General features: G+C 44.0%; 14 protein-coding genes. 5 read left to right on the top strand and 9 right to left on the bottom strand.

Going from position 1 to position 16794, the window contains the following annotated elements:
* Positions 1 to 806 precede the first annotated feature (806 nt).
* From CXF82_RS14335 to norR, 4 genes are all read right to left on the bottom strand, one after another.
* Positions 807 to 2744: a peptidase U32 family protein gene (locus CXF82_RS14335; protein ID WP_102044424.1), complete on the bottom strand. Its 1938-nt coding sequence runs from the start codon at positions 2742 to 2744 to the stop codon at positions 807 to 809.
* Positions 2745 to 2960: 216 nt separating this feature from the next.
* Positions 2961 to 3167, bottom strand: coding sequence for a zinc ribbon domain-containing protein (locus tag CXF82_RS14340; protein ID WP_101091559.1), 207 nt, complete (start codon positions 3165 to 3167; stop codon positions 2961 to 2963).
* 45 nt (positions 3168 to 3212) lie between these two features.
* Positions 3213 to 3530, bottom strand: a complete 318-nt coding sequence (locus tag CXF82_RS14345; protein WP_102044425.1) for a cupin domain-containing protein — start codon at positions 3528 to 3530, stop codon at positions 3213 to 3215.
* 23 nt (positions 3531 to 3553) lie between these two features.
* Positions 3554 to 5134, bottom strand: coding sequence for a nitric oxide reductase transcriptional regulator NorR (gene norR, locus CXF82_RS14350; RefSeq protein ID WP_102044439.1), 1581 nt, complete (start codon positions 5132 to 5134; stop codon positions 3554 to 3556).
* Positions 5135 to 5411: 277 nt separating this feature from the next.
* Between norR and CXF82_RS14355 the strand changes: the two genes are divergently transcribed.
* The 3 genes from CXF82_RS14355 to hmpA all read left to right on the top strand — a co-directional run bounded on the left by CXF82_RS14355 (position 5412) and on the right by hmpA (position 8415).
* Positions 5412 to 5777, top strand: coding sequence for a hypothetical protein (locus CXF82_RS14355; RefSeq protein ID WP_102044426.1), 366 nt, complete (start codon positions 5412 to 5414; stop codon positions 5775 to 5777).
* Positions 5778 to 5851: 74 nt separating this feature from the next.
* On the top strand, positions 5852 to 7108 hold the full coding sequence (locus CXF82_RS14360; protein ID WP_102044427.1) for an NnrS family protein: 1257 nt from the start codon (positions 5852 to 5854) through the stop codon (positions 7106 to 7108).
* A 104-nt stretch (positions 7109 to 7212) separates the two neighbouring features.
* Complete coding sequence (gene hmpA, locus CXF82_RS14365; protein ID WP_101091563.1) at positions 7213 to 8415, top strand: NO-inducible flavohemoprotein; 1203 nt, start codon at positions 7213 to 7215, stop codon at positions 8413 to 8415.
* Between the two features lie 130 nt (positions 8416 to 8545).
* Here hmpA and CXF82_RS14370 read toward each other — a convergent pair whose 3' ends face one another.
* From CXF82_RS14370 to nagB, 3 genes are all read right to left on the bottom strand, one after another.
* A complete protein-coding gene (locus CXF82_RS14370) occupies positions 8546 to 9217 on the bottom strand; it encodes a nitroreductase family protein (RefSeq protein ID WP_101091564.1) in 672 nt (223 codons plus the stop codon).
* Positions 9218 to 9369: 152 nt separating this feature from the next.
* Positions 9370 to 9906 carry an SRPBCC family protein gene (locus tag CXF82_RS14375; protein WP_102044428.1) on the bottom strand — a complete coding sequence of 179 codons (537 nt, stop codon included), beginning with the start codon at positions 9904 to 9906 and terminating at the stop codon, positions 9370 to 9372.
* 241 nt (positions 9907 to 10147) lie between these two features.
* Complete coding sequence (nagB, locus tag CXF82_RS14380; protein ID WP_101091566.1) at positions 10148 to 10939, bottom strand: glucosamine-6-phosphate deaminase; 792 nt, start codon at positions 10937 to 10939, stop codon at positions 10148 to 10150.
* A 467-nt stretch (positions 10940 to 11406) separates the two neighbouring features.
* On the opposite strand from nagB, the gene CXF82_RS14385 reads away from it, so the two are divergent.
* Positions 11407 to 12036: a pseudouridine synthase gene (locus CXF82_RS14385; RefSeq protein WP_102039318.1), complete on the top strand. Its 630-nt coding sequence runs from the start codon at positions 11407 to 11409 to the stop codon at positions 12034 to 12036.
* Between the two features lie 61 nt (positions 12037 to 12097).
* On the opposite strand, the gene CXF82_RS14390 is transcribed toward CXF82_RS14385, so the two are convergent.
* The gene (locus CXF82_RS14390; RefSeq protein ID WP_102039317.1) at positions 12098 to 14662 is read right to left on the bottom strand and encodes a putative bifunctional diguanylate cyclase/phosphodiesterase; all 2565 of its coding nucleotides are present in this window, start codon (positions 14660 to 14662) and stop codon (positions 12098 to 12100) included.
* 511 nt (positions 14663 to 15173) lie between these two features.
* On the opposite strand from CXF82_RS14390, the gene CXF82_RS14395 reads away from it, so the two are divergent.
* Positions 15174 to 16250 (top strand): hypothetical protein, encoded by a 1077-nt coding sequence (locus tag CXF82_RS14395; RefSeq protein WP_102044429.1) that lies wholly within the window; start codon positions 15174 to 15176, stop codon positions 16248 to 16250.
* A 69-nt stretch (positions 16251 to 16319) separates the two neighbouring features.
* On the opposite strand, the gene CXF82_RS22345 is transcribed toward CXF82_RS14395, so the two are convergent.
* Positions 16320 to 16487, bottom strand: coding sequence for a hypothetical protein (locus tag CXF82_RS22345; RefSeq protein ID WP_157822919.1), 168 nt, complete (start codon positions 16485 to 16487; stop codon positions 16320 to 16322).
* Positions 16488 to 16794: the final 307 nt, after the last annotated feature.

Below are 16794 nucleotides of genomic sequence, written 5' to 3' on the forward strand. Positions count from 1 at the left end.
GTGATCTGTTTCCACAACTAAGCCAATAATACTGTATATCCAACCACCCTTTATTACTTAATCCAATGCTGCCTGAGTCTATGCCATTTGAGCTCGTTTCTGACTCGTTATGGGGCGTGCGTTACCTTCAGACAAAGGTGGTTCCAATGACTTGCGGTCGCGTATGTGCTGACGCAACTGAGGCTCGCTGCAACTCTTTATAAAAGATAGGGTCCATGTGAGCTCAACGAAGACATCTGACCTCCAAGGACGGAGGAAATGCCAAATTCTGTAGGGAACAGAATTGGTCCTGTTTCCGAAGGCCTCAGCCGCATCTGCACTGGGTTGGAAAAGCACAAGACCCCAGCTCTTGTGCTCTCAATTAAGAGCACCAAAGTCACCATCCCATAGATCGAATAGAAAACACCGATTCCCCATCGAAGTTGCCGAAGTACGTTGAAGAAATAGCCGTAATGCCCACATGGACGTGGGCATAGCTTTCGCGGGACAGGCCGTTCCTTGGCATCTGACCCATATGGATATGGGAAATGTCTATATGATGTAGGGAACATCGTTGACCATGCCATCACGGCATTCGTAAATCCATATACATCAGATATCCCATCGGAAGCGTTAGGTTATTTCGAATAAGTATGAGGGAGACAACTTCGTCTGGGGCGCTGAGGGATTGTCAAGGGGCGCAAGCGCTTTGCCCCTTGGCTCGGGTGTGGGCGAAGCGCCACGACCTTGCTATTAATAAAAGCTCAGGCGCAGCTAAATAAAACTAATAAAGACCCAAACAATTTTGGGTCAGCAACAACTAACAATTACTCAGAACGTACCTGTCTGTTTTCAGCAACCACTAGCATTTCGCATTTAGGACAATCGAAAACCAGCTTCAATACATCTTTGCCTATCTCTAATATCATAGGGTCGGCTTTAATGCCGGGAACCTCTTTTGGGCATAAGTTGAAATTAAAGCGCAGGCAGTGCTTAGTCACCATTAATGGCACATCTTCAGTGATGCCATTTTTCTCATAGGTATCTTGAATTTCGACCACCCCATGGCGTTGATAAAACGCCTTGGCTTTGTCGTTGGCCACATTGCCTAAATAGCTTAAGTGTTTAACCGGGTAAACCGCTTCTTGATTGTATTTCCAAGCTTTAGGGCGTTGATAATCATTAACACGAGTCTGCTCTAATGCCGCCACAGTATCACGTCGTAAGCCGTTCAAAACTGAAGTAGGGATAAACCAAGTTTGCGCTGTTTCAATATTCATCTTGCGCGCGGTAAAATCGGTGCTACCGAGCTTGCCTAGCTGTTTACGCAGCCCTTTTAAGGCTTTTTCGACATCCGTTGCTGCCGTTTTTTCGAAAACCAATGATTGCACCGCACTGTGACCATAAATATCGGTCATGGTCAGTGACACGCCATCAATGGTATCGGCTAATAGCAAATCGACCTCAATAATACGCTTGGCTGACTCTTTCGCTAATACCGCTTCAAATGCTTGGTTGTGATTACGGTAAATAGTCATACCGACTTTGAGCTCTTTTGGCATTCGCAGCAAAAATAGTTTAAGACCGTCAACACGGTTAACCCGCATGCCTTTTAATTTATCATCGGACTGTTTAGCTTCGGCAAAGTTACTCGGGAAGAAACATAATCCGTCACCATTATTAAAACTAGTATCGGAGGTCACTTCGATAAAGTCTTTCTCTATGCGCTTAACTTTTGCCACTTCTTCGCCAATATATTTAGGCGAACGAAAGTCATTCATGCCCTGGCTACGCTCATGGACAAAGTAATCTGTTTTACCGCGGTTAAAGGTTTTTTCAGGATCGGGGGTAAAACTGTGCTCGCTGCGGCCGTGTGATGAGGCGTTAAACTCCGGGCGTCTAGCAATAATTTTGTCTAACTCTTGACGATAATGTGCTGTCACATTTTTTACGTAGCTTAAATCTTTAAGGCGACCTTCGATCTTAAATGAGCGTACACCAGCATCAATAAGCGCTTCTAAGTTATCGGTCTGGTTGTTGTCTTTAAGTGAAAGCAGGTGTTCATTCTTTGCCAATACGTCGCCTTGGCGGGTCTTTAAATCACCCGGTAGGCGACATAATTGTGAGCATTCTCCGCGGTTCGCACTGCGGTTACTGAAAGAGTGACTGAGGTTACATAAACCACTGTAAGCGACACACAATGCTCCATGAATAAAGAACTCGATTTGCATATTAGTTTTAGCCGCTACATCTCGAATTTGGCTTAAACCAAGTTCACGAGCGAGTACAACTTGTGAAAAACCGACTTGCTCTAAAAAAGCGACTTTCTCTGGATTGCGGTTATCCATCTGCGTACTAGCATGTAGCGCAATCGGAGGCAGGTCGAGCTGAAGGATCCCCATGTCTTGTACAATCAGTGCATCGGCTCCGGCTTCATAAACCTGCCAGATGAGCTTCTGCGCCGCATCGAGTTCACCTTCATTCATCAAGATAGTGTTAATAGCAACAAATACTTGGGCGTGATATTGATGAGCAAAGGTACATAGTCTGGCAATGTCTTCGACACTATTGCCTGCGCTAGCACGGGCACCAAAAGCGGGGCCACCAATATAAACCGCATCGGCACCATGGCGGATAGCTTCAATACCAAAGTCAGCATTTTTTGCCGGCGCTAATAACTCAAGGCGATTAGAGCGGCTCTCTAGCGGCGGCAGTGGTGCGGTATCGGGCTTATCATTCGGTCTGAAGATGCCAACATTGCTCATAAAAATCACTCAAAAAAGAAACACTATTATTTGTGCGGGCATTATAGCAAAAATCTGAGATTTGGCATTAGCTAATGTATGCACGCCCGCCTCGTTAAAAGCGCCAAGCGGTACACTAGCTAATGGGTTTTAGGCGTTAAATGACAGCTTCAATTTAAGCAGTTGATAAAGCTTTTGTTATCGCCAGTTATCCTTGGTTAGCTTGCCCTATTCCCGTTAGGTGAACAGGTCGAATGCATTACCCAGTGCTGAGGATTTACCTTTATAAAACTCGGTGTAGCTGCAGTTACTGCATGTAACGGCGTAGTATCTTTTATTCTGCATATCGAAAATACGCGACCAAAAACCACCCGACACACGGATCTCACCAGTATCGAACTCTTTATGATTACACTTAATACAGGTCCACTTATCATGTTGCATAGCTGCTCTTCTCCATAATGATGATCTGATGTTGGCTGACAGTTGTTAATAATGTACTGCTAGCCAAATAGTTTCGGTTTCCTCACTTGTCCAAGCCACCCGATGTTTCACATGGGCTTTGATGGTTAGATGCTCACCTTGATTTAAGCTGACCATCTCACCATGTTCAAATTCTAGCTTGGCAGCCCCTTGCACCACCATCACCCACTCACTTTTGGCTTGATCGTACCATTGACCTTCCGCGGTAACATGTGCGGCAGAGATAATGCGTTCGATTAAAACGCAGTCCGTTTTCACCAGCGGTTCAAACTGTTCTAGGGTTAGATCGCTAGGCAGGTTATCAAGAATATGCTGTTTATCCATTTAGCCTCCAGTCATTTACGCAATTAAAGCGGGTTAACAACAATACTCTTACTCACTCTGACCCCCAAGCGCTTTGCAAGACGATTTAGATTGGCACGATCCATCTGTAATTGATTAGCTGTTGCCGACCAATTACCTTGTTGCTGGGTTAGCGTCTGCAAAATCAATTGCCGTTGAAAATCATCGGTTTGCTGTTTAAGGTTACCAGTGTCTTGCGCTATCTGCTTCTCTTCCACCGGGCTAGACGCTTCGCCAAGAGCGGTATTAGGCAACACTAGCGCAAGATGGGTGATGCCAATGCGCACAATCGCTGCAGCACTGTCGCTTCTCGCTCTTAGGGCGGCGCGGCTAATAACATGTTCTAGCTCGCGCACATTACCCGGCCAGTCATACTGGTTGAGCATTTTTATCGCACTCGGCTCTAGAGTTAGTTGACTCATACCCAATTTACGCCGGGTTAATTCAATAAAGTAACCACTGAGCAGACTAATATCTTCCTCACGCTGCCTTAACGGCGGCACGATAACGGGGTACACGCTGAGACGATGATAAAGGTCGGCACGAAAACGTCCCTGCTCAACTTCCACTTTGAGCTCTCGGTTAGTGGCCGCCAGAATACGCACATCGACATACTCAACGTCATCTTTACCAACGACTTGGATCTCTTGATTCTGTAAAGCCCGTAATAACTTACTCTGCACTGCAAGTGGTAACTCGCCAATCTCATCGAGGAATATGGTACCGCCACTGGCGAGGCTAAATTTACCGATTCGGTTTCGGTCCGCTCCCGTAAATGCGCCTTTAACATGGCCAAAGAGTTCGCTTTCGATAAGGCTTTCAGGCAATGCAGCACAGTTAACGTATACCAAAGGGCCTTCACTGCGGCTCGATTGCCTGTGCAGCGTTCTCGCCACCAGCTCCTTACCTACACCAGTCTCCCCCTCAATTAAGATTGAGAAATTAGACCCGGCAACCATCTCTATTTCACGCTTGAGTTTAAGCATGATCTCGCTATTACCAATCAGCTCACCACCATCTTTAACTAAAGCCTCATGGGTTAATTCAGCAACAACCTGTTGATTATGTTTAGAATGCTGTTCGAGCTTTTGCAGTAAAATGGCTGTATTCAGGGTGGCTGCAGACATTGCAGCAATGATGTCTAATGTTCGTTTGGGGATCTCATCAAAGACATTGGGAACCATGCTGTCGAGGGTTAACACTCCAATGAGCTTATCGTTAGCAAGCAGTGGCAGCCCCATACAAGCATGCACCGGCAGATCGCCATCATGGGACAGCAGTAAACCATCGTAAGGATCAGCCAATTCACTATCAGCAGCAAATCTCACTGGTGTTTGCGATGCACAAATTTTCTCAAACCTTGGATGAGCAACCGTTTCAAAGCGGCGACCTAAGGTCTCTTTGGTTAGCCCTTGCTGTGCCAGCGGTTTTAAATACTCGCCCTGCACATGCAACAACACCACTGCATCACAAATGACGGCATGACGTACAGTATTGAGCAAACGCTCGTACCTGTCGTTGGTTGTGAGGCTATTAGTGAGATCTAAGGCTAGTTGGACTAAGGCGGCGGAGGATATTTCACTCACAAGAATAGTAAACCCAATAGATTGTAACTGTCGCCACCATATCACGGCTCTCGCCAACACTCAAAACAACCCTAAAGAGTCTTAATGACTACAAAAGTGTGAAGTCAATATGACTACACCAAACGAATCTACAATCTAAATGCGAGTAATAATCACTACTTTCAACATTGGCACGCTTATCGCAATGTCTTTAATTAAGATAGATTCTAATCCGACAAATGGCTTTAGATAAACAGCGAAAAGTCGAAACGGCAACACTTACTTATGGAGCAATGTCATGATAGCCAATCAAACAATGCCCTACACCCATGAAGATTTAGTTGAAGAGTTAACTCATCTTCAAAGCAATAAGCCAATGCTGGTATCGAGCAGTTTTGCAGTTGAAAATCGTACCTTACAACAAATAAGCACGGCATCGAATACGTTTTACTCCCATGCCCTTACCGGTGGGAATGGCACCATGTTCATCGCGGTTATCGGCCTGCTACTGTGCATTTTAGTTGGTTATTCCTATGCTGATAGCTTTTCACTCTGGGCGCAAGTGGCCAGCCACATTGGCTTAATTCTGTTTGCTACAGCGATAAAAATTGGCTACGTCATGCGCTGTGTTGGACTCGATGGTATGGGTCATATGCAGTTGTAATGCGCAAAACTAAAGTGCCAACACTGCAAATTTTAATTAGATAAACCAAGCTTAAACGGAAACCTATTAAACTAATGCAAACGATTAATGAACCTAAGACCAAACAGGTGCTGTCTTCAAGCGGAGAAGTGGAAATGATAGCAATTGAACCCGGATCAAAATTGACAAAACTTGCCAGCCAGCCGTTATGGGATCTGGCCTTTAGACCTTGGTTTTTAGCGGCAGCGCTGTCGTCAGTGGTCAGTATCACTGTTTGGATATTGTTTCTTCACGGACAATTTCTCGGTCTCGCCACTGCGGGACTTAGCCCGGTGATATGGCATATTCATGAAATGCTCTTTGGTTTTGGGGCGACAATTGCCGTAGCCTTTTTGCTTACAGCAGCCCAGACTTGGACTAATCGCCGCAGTATAAATGGCTTGCCATTAATGATGCTGACATTGATATGGCTGGCAGTAAGAGTATTGATATGGTCAGCAGACCCGAACCTGCTTATGCTTGCGGTCGCATTGCAAGCAACTTGGTGGCTAGTCTCTATTGCCTATATCGCGAGCATGGTTATCAAATCCAGTAGCAACCGCAACTACCAATTTATTCCGTTACTTCTCGCTATGATGGCGCTCAATATCGGCTTTTTACTGGCGGATATTAATGGCCATACAGAGTTGGCGTTACACCTTTCGCGTAGTGCTATTTTACTGTTCGGTTTGTTAGTCGGCATTATTGGCGGTCGCGTTATTCCTTTTTTTACCGGTCGAGGCGCTGATAACGCCAACGTTAAAACGACACCTTTACTCGACAAGTTAATCCCTATTGCCACCTTGTTAGGCGTGACGGTATTTTTTACGGGTTACTTTATTCAGCTGCCTTTCACCCCTGCACCACTGCTCATTTTAGCCGGTGTATTGCACTTACTTCGTCTGCTTAATTGGAACAGTATCGCCACGCTTAAAGTGCCACTACTCTGGTCGTTACACGGCTCTTACTTGGCATTGGCACTGGGTCTGATTGCACTTGGCTTAAGCTATCATATCGAGTTATTACGTTTTGCGGATGCACTGCACCTCATCACTGTTGGCACCATTGGTGCGATGATCTTAGCCATGATCGCTCGCGTATCGTTAGGGCATACAGGCCGAGCTCTTAAACCCCATTTTTCAATCAATATTGCTTTCATGCTCATACTGCTCGGCGCACTAGCGCGAGTTATCTTACCCTTGGTGCAGCAACCTATTCTCGCATGGGACATTAGCGCACTTTGTTGGATAGTCGCTTTTAGCCTATTCCTATGGCACTACAGCTCGATACTGTTGAGCGCGAGACAACAATAAAATTGGTTTTACACACGTTAAAAACACTTGTTTAAAATGACACCCTACCTATGTTGCTAAGCCCGCATAGCAACTTATAAAGAACAATTATTAAGGATATTTAGATGTTATCTGAGAAACATATCAGCATAGTAAAAAGTACAGTTCCATTATTAGAATCAGCAGGAACAGCGATTACCGAACACTTTTATAAGCGCATGTTTGCCCATAATCCTGAGCTAAAAAACATCTTCAACATGAGCCATCAGCACTCTGGTGGACAGCCCGCGGCACTTTTTAATGCCGTAGCAGCCTATGCAAAGAATATTGATAACCTTGGCGCATTAAGCGGCGCGGTAGAGCGTATTGCCCACAAGCACACCAGTTTTAATATTCAACCTGAACACTACCCCATTGTCGGCCATCACCTACTTGAAACATTGCGTGAACTGGCGCCAGATGCCTTTACACCGGATGTAGAAGAGGCTTGGGGCGCTGCTTATGGCGTGTTAGCGGGCATCTTCATTGATAGAGAAGCAACGCTTTACCACAGAAGTGCCACTGAAGTGGGTGGTTGGCAAGGTGCTCGAAAATTTGAAGTAATCGAGAAAACGTCTGAATCAGAACTCGTCACCAGCTTTGTGCTCGCCCCAGAGGATGGCGAAGTGGTTATTGATTTTGAATCAGGTCAGTATCTTGGCGTTAGCGTGGCACCGATTAACCACGATTACCAAGAGATGCGTCAATACTCATTATCAGATAAACCAAACGGCAAGCAATACCGTATTTCGGTAAAGCGTGAAGCAATAGGCGTACCTGGCGTGGTCTCTAACTATCTGCATGACCATATCCATGTTGGCGATAGCGTTGATATTTACCCACCCGCTGGTGATTTCCACTATGAAGAGCGAGAGGCTCCTGTGGTACTGATTTCTGCTGGTGTCGGAGTCACTCCAATGCAATCTATGCTGGAGATGTTGGCCTCTAAATCGTTTGCAAAACCAGTGTTTTACCTGCATGCCTGCGAAGGTGTAGAGCAACATTCATTTAACCAACGAGTGGAAGCATTGGGTAAAAGTTTGGATCTACAGCATCACACTTGGTACCGCGATATTACTAAATCAAATGAAGTTGTGGCGGATAGCAACATCCATCAGGGCTTTATGAACTTTGCCACAGTTAGAGATTCATTGCCTATCGATAATGGCGATTACTACTTATGTGGCCCCGTTGCTTTTATGCAGTTTGCCAAGCAACAACTGCTTGAGCTCGGCGTAAAAAGTGATCGTATTCACTATGAAGTCTTCGGTCCTCACGCTTCGCTATAGCGCTGAGCATAGCAAGCCCTGCTCCTCCGATTAACAAAAATGGACGCGATTAAGCGTCCATTTTTTCCTAAACTGACTCTCTCCGCCCCTCCAAACTGCGGCAAAAACAACCGTGAAAGTTCTACAGTCCCTAGATGAAATCGCTGATATCTGCTAATGATTTCTTTTGCAGTGCGTGTTCTGGCACGGTTGCCTCTTCGCTTGGATACCCTGCAACAATCAGCATATAAGGTCGTTCATTTGAACTATCTCGGCCACACACTTTGCTTAAAAATGACATAGGTTTTGGGGTGTGCGTTAAAGTGCCTAAGCCTGCATGATGCAGTGCTTGGATCAAAAAACCGGTAGCGATGCCAACGGATTCATGAACGTAGTAATTGGTCTTCTGCTCGCCCTCTTCTTCAGTACGTTTTTTACTGAAGATAGCGATTAACCAAGGTGCATGTTCAAGGTAAGGTTTATCCGCATTGGTACCTAGCGGTTTAAGTGCATCTAACCACTCCTCCCCTGCTCTGCCCGCATAAAATGCCTGCTCTAACGCTTCGGCCTCATGACGTATTTGCGCCTTAATCTCAGGACTATTTATCGCCACAAAATGCCATGGTTGATGATTAGCACCATTGGGCGCGGTGCCCGCTGCCAATATGCACTTTTCAATAATAGCTTTAGCTATGGGTCTATCAGAGAATTTGCGGATCGAATGACGCCGTTTCACCTCTGCATAATTTTTATCTGCTCGAGCAAGCATCTCTTGTTCTGAATATTCAATAAAATCCGTTAACGGATGATGAGCTTCTGTCATGTTATTTTCCCACTTTAAGTAACACGCCTTACTTTAACCGCACGTAAACATATCCAAATTAGTTAATTAGTTAATTAGCTAGAAGTGACCATCTCCGTATAATGTTAAACCTGCAAATACAGACCCATACTTGGACTCCTTTCCAGCAAGCACTATTCTGCCTCAAGTACCTGCTTAAGCTGTACTAACCCTTGATTCAAATCGTTACCAATCATGGTTTCAAAATCCATAAACAAAAACAGCAAATTCATTGGATAATCTAAATGCCCATCAAAACCCCATTTTACTAAGGTCTGATCTGTGCTGGTTGATTCGGTGGTCATAAAGGCCAAATCGGTCGATTCAAAGGGGGAGTAAAACCGCAATTCAAAATCAATACGCTTGCCTTCATCGATGCGCATAATCTCTTGTTCACCGACACCCACCTCCTCATTATCGCTCTCCCATCGAGACACAAAACCGACAGTTCCATCAGTGCCGAGATACCTCTTTGTCATATTGGGATCCATCTGTGCCCATACACTGAAGTTTTCTTGATTTTTAAGATACTTAACATAATTAAAGACTTCAGCAGTAGTCTTATCGATCGTTATATTCGTGATAACCGAATACTCTTTTTGGACAAATAGCGCGATGATAAACGGCAATGCTATCAGCACTAGAATCACGATTAAAATTTTCTTCAGCATAATTTATTACTCCAATTCCTTTAGATTTAGAGTATACAAATATTTAACATAATAGAAGTTATCACTCATTGTTTTTATACCATCAGCTATAAGCGGCTTTAACAGTCAAAAAGGACAATCAATTTGCCATAGAGGCCAAGCTAAACTTGAAGAGAGTGAAAATAGAGTTGGTGAGATACGCTAGCCATAAAAAAGGACAAGCAATGCTTGTCCTTTTTTATACGTTATTGATTACTGATAGCTACAGGCCTAATCTTGCCATCAGCTTTTGATTTTCCGCTTCAATATGTTTGTAAAAGTCACAATCAGATAAACTTGATGCGGCCGCTTCGTCAATAACCAACACCACATCTTGGTGCATCTGCAGCGCAGAAGCCGGGCACGCGGCTGTTAATGGCCCTTCGACTGTTGCTTTAATCGCTTCAGCTTTGTTTGCGCCTGTTGCCAACAAGACTACTTTCTTGGCATCCATGATCGTACCAATCCCCATGGTTATCGATAGATGTGGTTGGTATTCATCGGCTTCAAAAAATCGAGCATTGTCGTCAATAGTCGCTTTTGTTAGCGTCTTTACCCGCGTTCTCGACATCAAACCAGATGACGGCTCATTAAAGCCGATATGGCCATTACGGCCTATCCCCAATAGCTGGATATCCACCCCACCAGCAGCGCTTATCTGTGCTTCATAGCCATGGCATGCGGTTATAGGATTCGCCGCATCACCAGGAGGAACATGGGTGTTAGTCTGATCAATATCAATATGATCAAATAGTTGCTGCTTCATAAAGTAGCGATAGCTTTGAGGGTGCGTACCCGCAAGACCTAAGTATTCATCAAGGTTAAAGGTGGTGGTATGAGCGAATGATATTTGCCCCGCTTTAGTCGCCTCGATTAACTGCTGATACAAGGATACTGGTGTAGAACCTGTGGCTAATCCCAACACTGAGTCTGATTTTTTGTGCAGTTGTTTAATAAAAATATTTGCGCCATATGCCGCTACCGCAGCACTGTCTTTTAATATTACGATTTGCATAAAATTGATCCAATGAAAGTGAGAAATTAGCAGCGCCAGTCGATCTGCACTCGCCTATATCGAGCATCACACACTCACTCTAGGTTAGCTATCGTACTGCCAGCTAAATATGTAACATAACTATAACCTCTAATGACAACGCTGTCATTAGCTATTGTGGCTTCAATTACTAAATGACCACTGCTCAACAATTGAATATGAACTTCTCTGATTGTAGAAGAGATTATCAATCGATTAAATCCCCATTATATTAGCTATTGAGTCAATTCAGCACCGTTTAAGATTTTCAATTAAAAGCTCATTGTTCAACTCATGGTGACTCGCTCATACGTTAATCCAAAGCAGGAGTGGAATGCTTGAGTCATCCCCGCTGAATCTTGCAGTGTCAATTGGCTTGGGAATAAAAGTTTACGTATAATCACCTTAAGTTCAGATTAACCCAATAAAGCCAACTAAGAGCGATATTAATGCCCTCAAGCACGCTAGACAAAATCGAGTTGAAAGAAGCGTCTGATAGCGCTCAGCACTTTAAAATATTTAAGCCATACGGTTTTTTGAGCCAATTTTTACCTGAAACACGTAAAAGCAAAAAGCTACTGGGTGAGCTATTTATTTTTCCCGAAAAAACCATGGCTATCGGCCGACTTGATCATGACTCAGAAGGCCTACTATTACTGACAACCGACGGTATGATGAGCCACTTGATCCGCAGTAAGAAAGTCGAAAAAGAGTATTATGTTCAGCTTGATGGCGATATATCTGCCAACGCGATATTAGCGCTGCAAAACGGTGTTGAAATTGGGGTAAATGGAGAGAAGTATCAAACGCTACCCTGTAAAGCGTTCAAGTTAGCAGAGGAACCGCAATTGCCTTTACGGGGCCGTAAGATCCGCGATCCAAGACACGGCCCAACGAGTTGGGTCTCGATTACATTATGTGAAGGTAAGAATCGCCAGATTAGAAAAATGACTGCCGCGGTAGGATTCGCCACACTGAGGCTGGTGAGGGTGAGAATTGGTGATATAGACATAGCGACAATGCAAGCTGGCGACGTGATCCCCTTGCTAGATTTTAGCGCCGTACTTAATCATTTATAATTAGCCACTTAAATTAGTCACTTATAAGTGGCTGCTACAACTAATCGCTTATCATCAACCGTTAACACTCATCATTAGGTGAGTCGTTAATACAGCCCTCATTTACGAAAAAGTGATTAAGTTCTGCCGCCAGCTTTGGCTTACTGAATAAATAGCCTTGGGCTTCATCACAACCATAATCCGCTAAGAACTGCGCTTGTTCTACGGTCTCAACCCCTTCAGCAATCACTTTTAAGTTAAGTGAATGGCCCAAGGCAATAACCGCTTTGGCGATGGCGGTGTTATGGACATCATCAGGGATATCTCTCACAAAGCTTTGGTCTATTTTCAGTTTATTGATAGGCAGTTTTTTAAGGTAATTGAGGGACGAGTATCCGGTGCCAAAATCGTCAATCGATAACATAATCCCCATGTTCCCGAGCTTAACCAGATCGCGACCGACTGATTCAGGATCGGTCATCATGCAGCTTTCGGTCACTTCAAGCTCTAATCTATTTGCCGGTAAACCTGTGGCTTTGAGCACTTCAGCAACTTCGTTGACAAAATTACGCCGTTGCAATTGTTGCGCTGCTACGTTGACTGCAATGCGCACAAAATCTTTGCCCTCAGCGAGCCATCTCACACCTTGCTCGCAAGCTTGTTGTAATACCCAGCGGCCAATCTCTTGGATCAAACCAATTTTTTCAGCGACTGGAATAAATATAGCCGGAGATATTCTGCCTAATACAGGATCTTCCCAACGCAATAATGCTTCAAAGCCACTTAGCTGCTGACTGCGACAATCAACTTTCGGTTGATACACCAAGTACAATGCGTCTTGAGACAGCGCATCATGTAGCGCACTTTGCAGTTTAAGGTGCGCTACCGACTCATAAGTTAAAGATTCGGTGTAAAAGGCGTAATTATTGCGACCATCGTGTTTAGCCCTGTGCATAGCAGCATCAGCATTAACCAAGAGCGTACTCGAATCGCGACCGTCTTGGGGATAGATAGCCACCCCCATACTGGCTGTCAACCGCACTGGTGCATTGTCACCCAGTAAAAACGGCCGTTCAAAAACGTGTTGTAGCGTACTGATCCTTAATGAAAGCATATCGCTACTTTCAATATTGGGGAGGATCACCGCGAACTCATCTCCCCCCAGCCGCGCAACAGTTGCTAAGCTACCTAAAGCAAGGCTTAAACGATGACTTAATTCGACCAACACCTCATCACCCATAAGGTGACCAAAGCTATCATTGATCTGCTTAAATAGGTCGACGTCGATGTAAACTACGCCTAACTGATATTCACTTCTATTTGCCAGTCTAATCTCTTGCTCCAACCGAGAGGTTACTGCCATACGATTAGGTAGTTTGGTTAGTGGGTCATGAAAGGCTAAATGGGCCAACTCCGCTTCGTTTTTTTTCTGTGTCGATAAGTCAGCAAAAACAGCAACGAAGTAACGAATTTGATGTTCATCACCGTACACGGCACTGATCGTCAATAATTGTGGAAAAACCGCACCATTTTTACGGCGATTCCATATTTCACCGTGCCATTTTCCAGTGTTTAACAGTGACTGCCATAGATTGTTAAAAAATGCTTTATCGTGACGACCAGAATTAAACATCTTCGGATTTTGACCGATTAACTCACTTTTCTCAAAGCCAGTAATATGAGTAAAAGCACCATGAGCATCGATAATATTGCCATCAACATCGGTGATCAACACCCCTTCCACAGAGTTTTCGAATACGCGAGCGGCAAGTTCTAGCTGATCTTGCGCCGCCTTATGCGACGAGATATTACGCGAGATACCAATGATGCCAGTCAGTTCTCCAGTATCAGCCACAATCGGCACTTTGGTCGTTTCTAACCATGATTCAACATCACCAATATCCAGACCTTGGCACTCTCCAGCCGTAATCTGTACACCTTTGGTAACCGATTCTTTATCGCCATCAACAAACTGTTTTGCTAATTGAGGATTAAATAATTCTTCGTCCGTATGATTAAGGATCTGCGCACGAGACATATCCCAAGCGACCTCGACACTATGGTTAACAATCACATAGCGTCCTTGGGGATTTTTCATCCATACATGTTCTTTCATCGTATCGATAAACTGCTGCAAGCTGACCTTTGTTACTGCTGTTTCAGCATCATCTTCTCGCTGGATACTTTTCCGGTAATGGCGATAAATGCTCAAGAGATCAAGCTCAAAACTATCAGCACATTGTTTTAGTAGTAGCCTTAAATCAGCTTTGTTTAGCGAGTGAGTATTTTGCTTTGCCGGTGTAGTAAGGCATAGGTAACCAAAGAGTGCTTGAGAAGGCCAATGGATTGCCACGCAGCAGCTTAAACCCGATTCAAATAAGCTATCATTGGATGCGGGTTGGGCGGTTTTAGTTGAAGTGTTTGAAAAAGAAGATGTTGATGACGCGTTATTGAGATCTGATGCAGCACAGATTTGACTGAGATGTTCTAAATTATCACGATCAATGCCTACCGCCGTAAAAGGCTCTAGGCAGTCATCTTGATTAACCTTCAATAGGCCAACTCCACAACAAGAAATGCGTGCCAGCATGTCAATGGACTTCCGCCACTGTGCTTGCTGAGTCGTAGAGATATTTATCACTATCATTCAACACTCCATCCAATTAATGCGAACCAACCAACGCACTAAAACTATAACCATATAACCTGCCACAATATCCTGTAAGGGCAAACATTTATAGTCCAAAAATCACTTATTTAACATTAATAGAATATTTCGTCTGAAGGGGCCTAAACCTCAAACAAACGAAAGATTATTAACTCGGCAGTAAGAGTATAATTTACCGTCGCCACATTACTGATAGGTTGCTGATAGTTAAATCTAAATATATCGAATATGCTTTTAATCAACATATTCAACTTTAAGCAACCAATAAGGACGATGCTAGTGCTCAAGCAGCTACAACAAGCTTAACCCGTTAACACTCAAGCTCAATGACGTCTCACATAAAAGTACCGCCAAGTCTGGCAAGCGATAGCTCTCATCCACATCAATATGGATCAATTGAAGTCAGCCTAATAATCGGTCATTATGCGCTCACAATGGACAGCTTTAGGGCATCATCAACTTAAGATGCCGAAAAATGGATCTTCACAATATGAAAAAACTCCTCTTTATCTTTTTAACCCTATGCTCTTTTGTGGCTCATGCTGGCTTTGACAGTAAAGAATCTATCTACGCGAACTTGCTCACCAGCCAGAACTTACAAAACGTGAAATTAGGGGCAAAAGCACTACACCATGATTTACCCGATAATGTTCAACTGTGGGACTTAGCGGCATTTACAATTTGGTCTATGAATCACAATGGTGATAAAGAAGATAAAGAATTTGACGACACTATCTCTTGGTTAGCCAAAGCTATCGGGGAAAGTAAAAATGGTCGATATCAACAATTACTCAACCAGCAACTAAAACTTGCCCAATCAAACAAGATAAAACGCTATTTTAAAAGCGCCATAAAAGCACTTAATAATACTGAGGTGCCGCAATTTATTGCCGCTGAATATACAGCACAAATCGCTCCCAGTAATCCCAAACATATTCGTGCCACTGCAGATAATTTTGAAAGAATTAGAACCGGTGACACCTTAGAAGTCGTATTGTCGCTACTAGGTAATCCTGATGGCGTAGGCCAGTATATTCGCAGCTATAGTCGCCCCTTTATTGGCCGCCAAACGTTTCAGAATTTGCGTCTGTCCTATATCAACTTTGGCTCTATGGAGCTGAGGTATGAGGACACTCACTGGATAGTGGATCTTAAATCTAAACAGACTAATGCCGACATTTCTGCTGTTACCGCAGAGTACCGCGACCTGTTATCTCGCCTTGTCAGCAACGATGTCACTCAAATACGCGCAGCGGCAAGAGAAGCTATTAAGTTACCGTTAACTGATCAGGCTTCGCTCGACCATATCGCGCAATACATTTGGGATAACCAAGGCACCCAAGATGGTCATTTTGCCGATTCTCTCGCTTGGCTGTGCAAGGTACTCAGCAACAGTAAAAATGGCCGCTATAAAGAGGTATTGGATACGCTGGCGCAGAAACCTATTCACAAGAAAATAACCCGTTATGCCGCCAAGACCGCGAAACAATTATCCAGCAGCACGCCAGTTTTCACACCTGCAATAAAAACGCAAACTGCAAACACCGCACAAGACGCTAAGCTTTAAAAAAACATTCAAGACCTAAATATAAAAACCAGCCTTGTGGCTGGTTTTTATGTTTAGATAGCGCTTAAATTACTTAATAAAACAATACTTAACGCCACCGCGATACTCGCAGTAGCAATCGACTGGGTTCGCTGCACAGTAGCGCTGCTCATCTTGCATTGGATTGGCATTCACCGCAGCAACAAGTCCTAGACCTAGAGATAATGTTGTCAGTAATGCGAGTATTTTAGTTTTCATAATCATCCTTAATTAAGACCAACTGCAAACATCTAGCCTAGTCAATTTCATCGCGTCGAATAACGCGGTACAAAATAAGAATAAACGACTACACATCCGCAAAACAATAGCCTGAAAGGCTAATTTAGTTTCGAATATAGCGATCCATATTGTCCCCAGTCAATATTATTCACTGGCATAAGCAAGCCCAGCGGGGTTAATGGTCGACTAACAAGCTCAGCACTGGAGGAATCAAGATAACGACTTAGCAAGTGCAGAGAAGCGTTTAATATTCCCCCACGGATGGAAAATAAACGACAGGGTTGCC

The sequence above is a fragment of the Shewanella sp. GutDb-MelDb genome (assembly GCF_002836075.1).
Classification (GTDB): Bacteria; Pseudomonadota; Gammaproteobacteria; order Enterobacterales; family Shewanellaceae; genus Shewanella.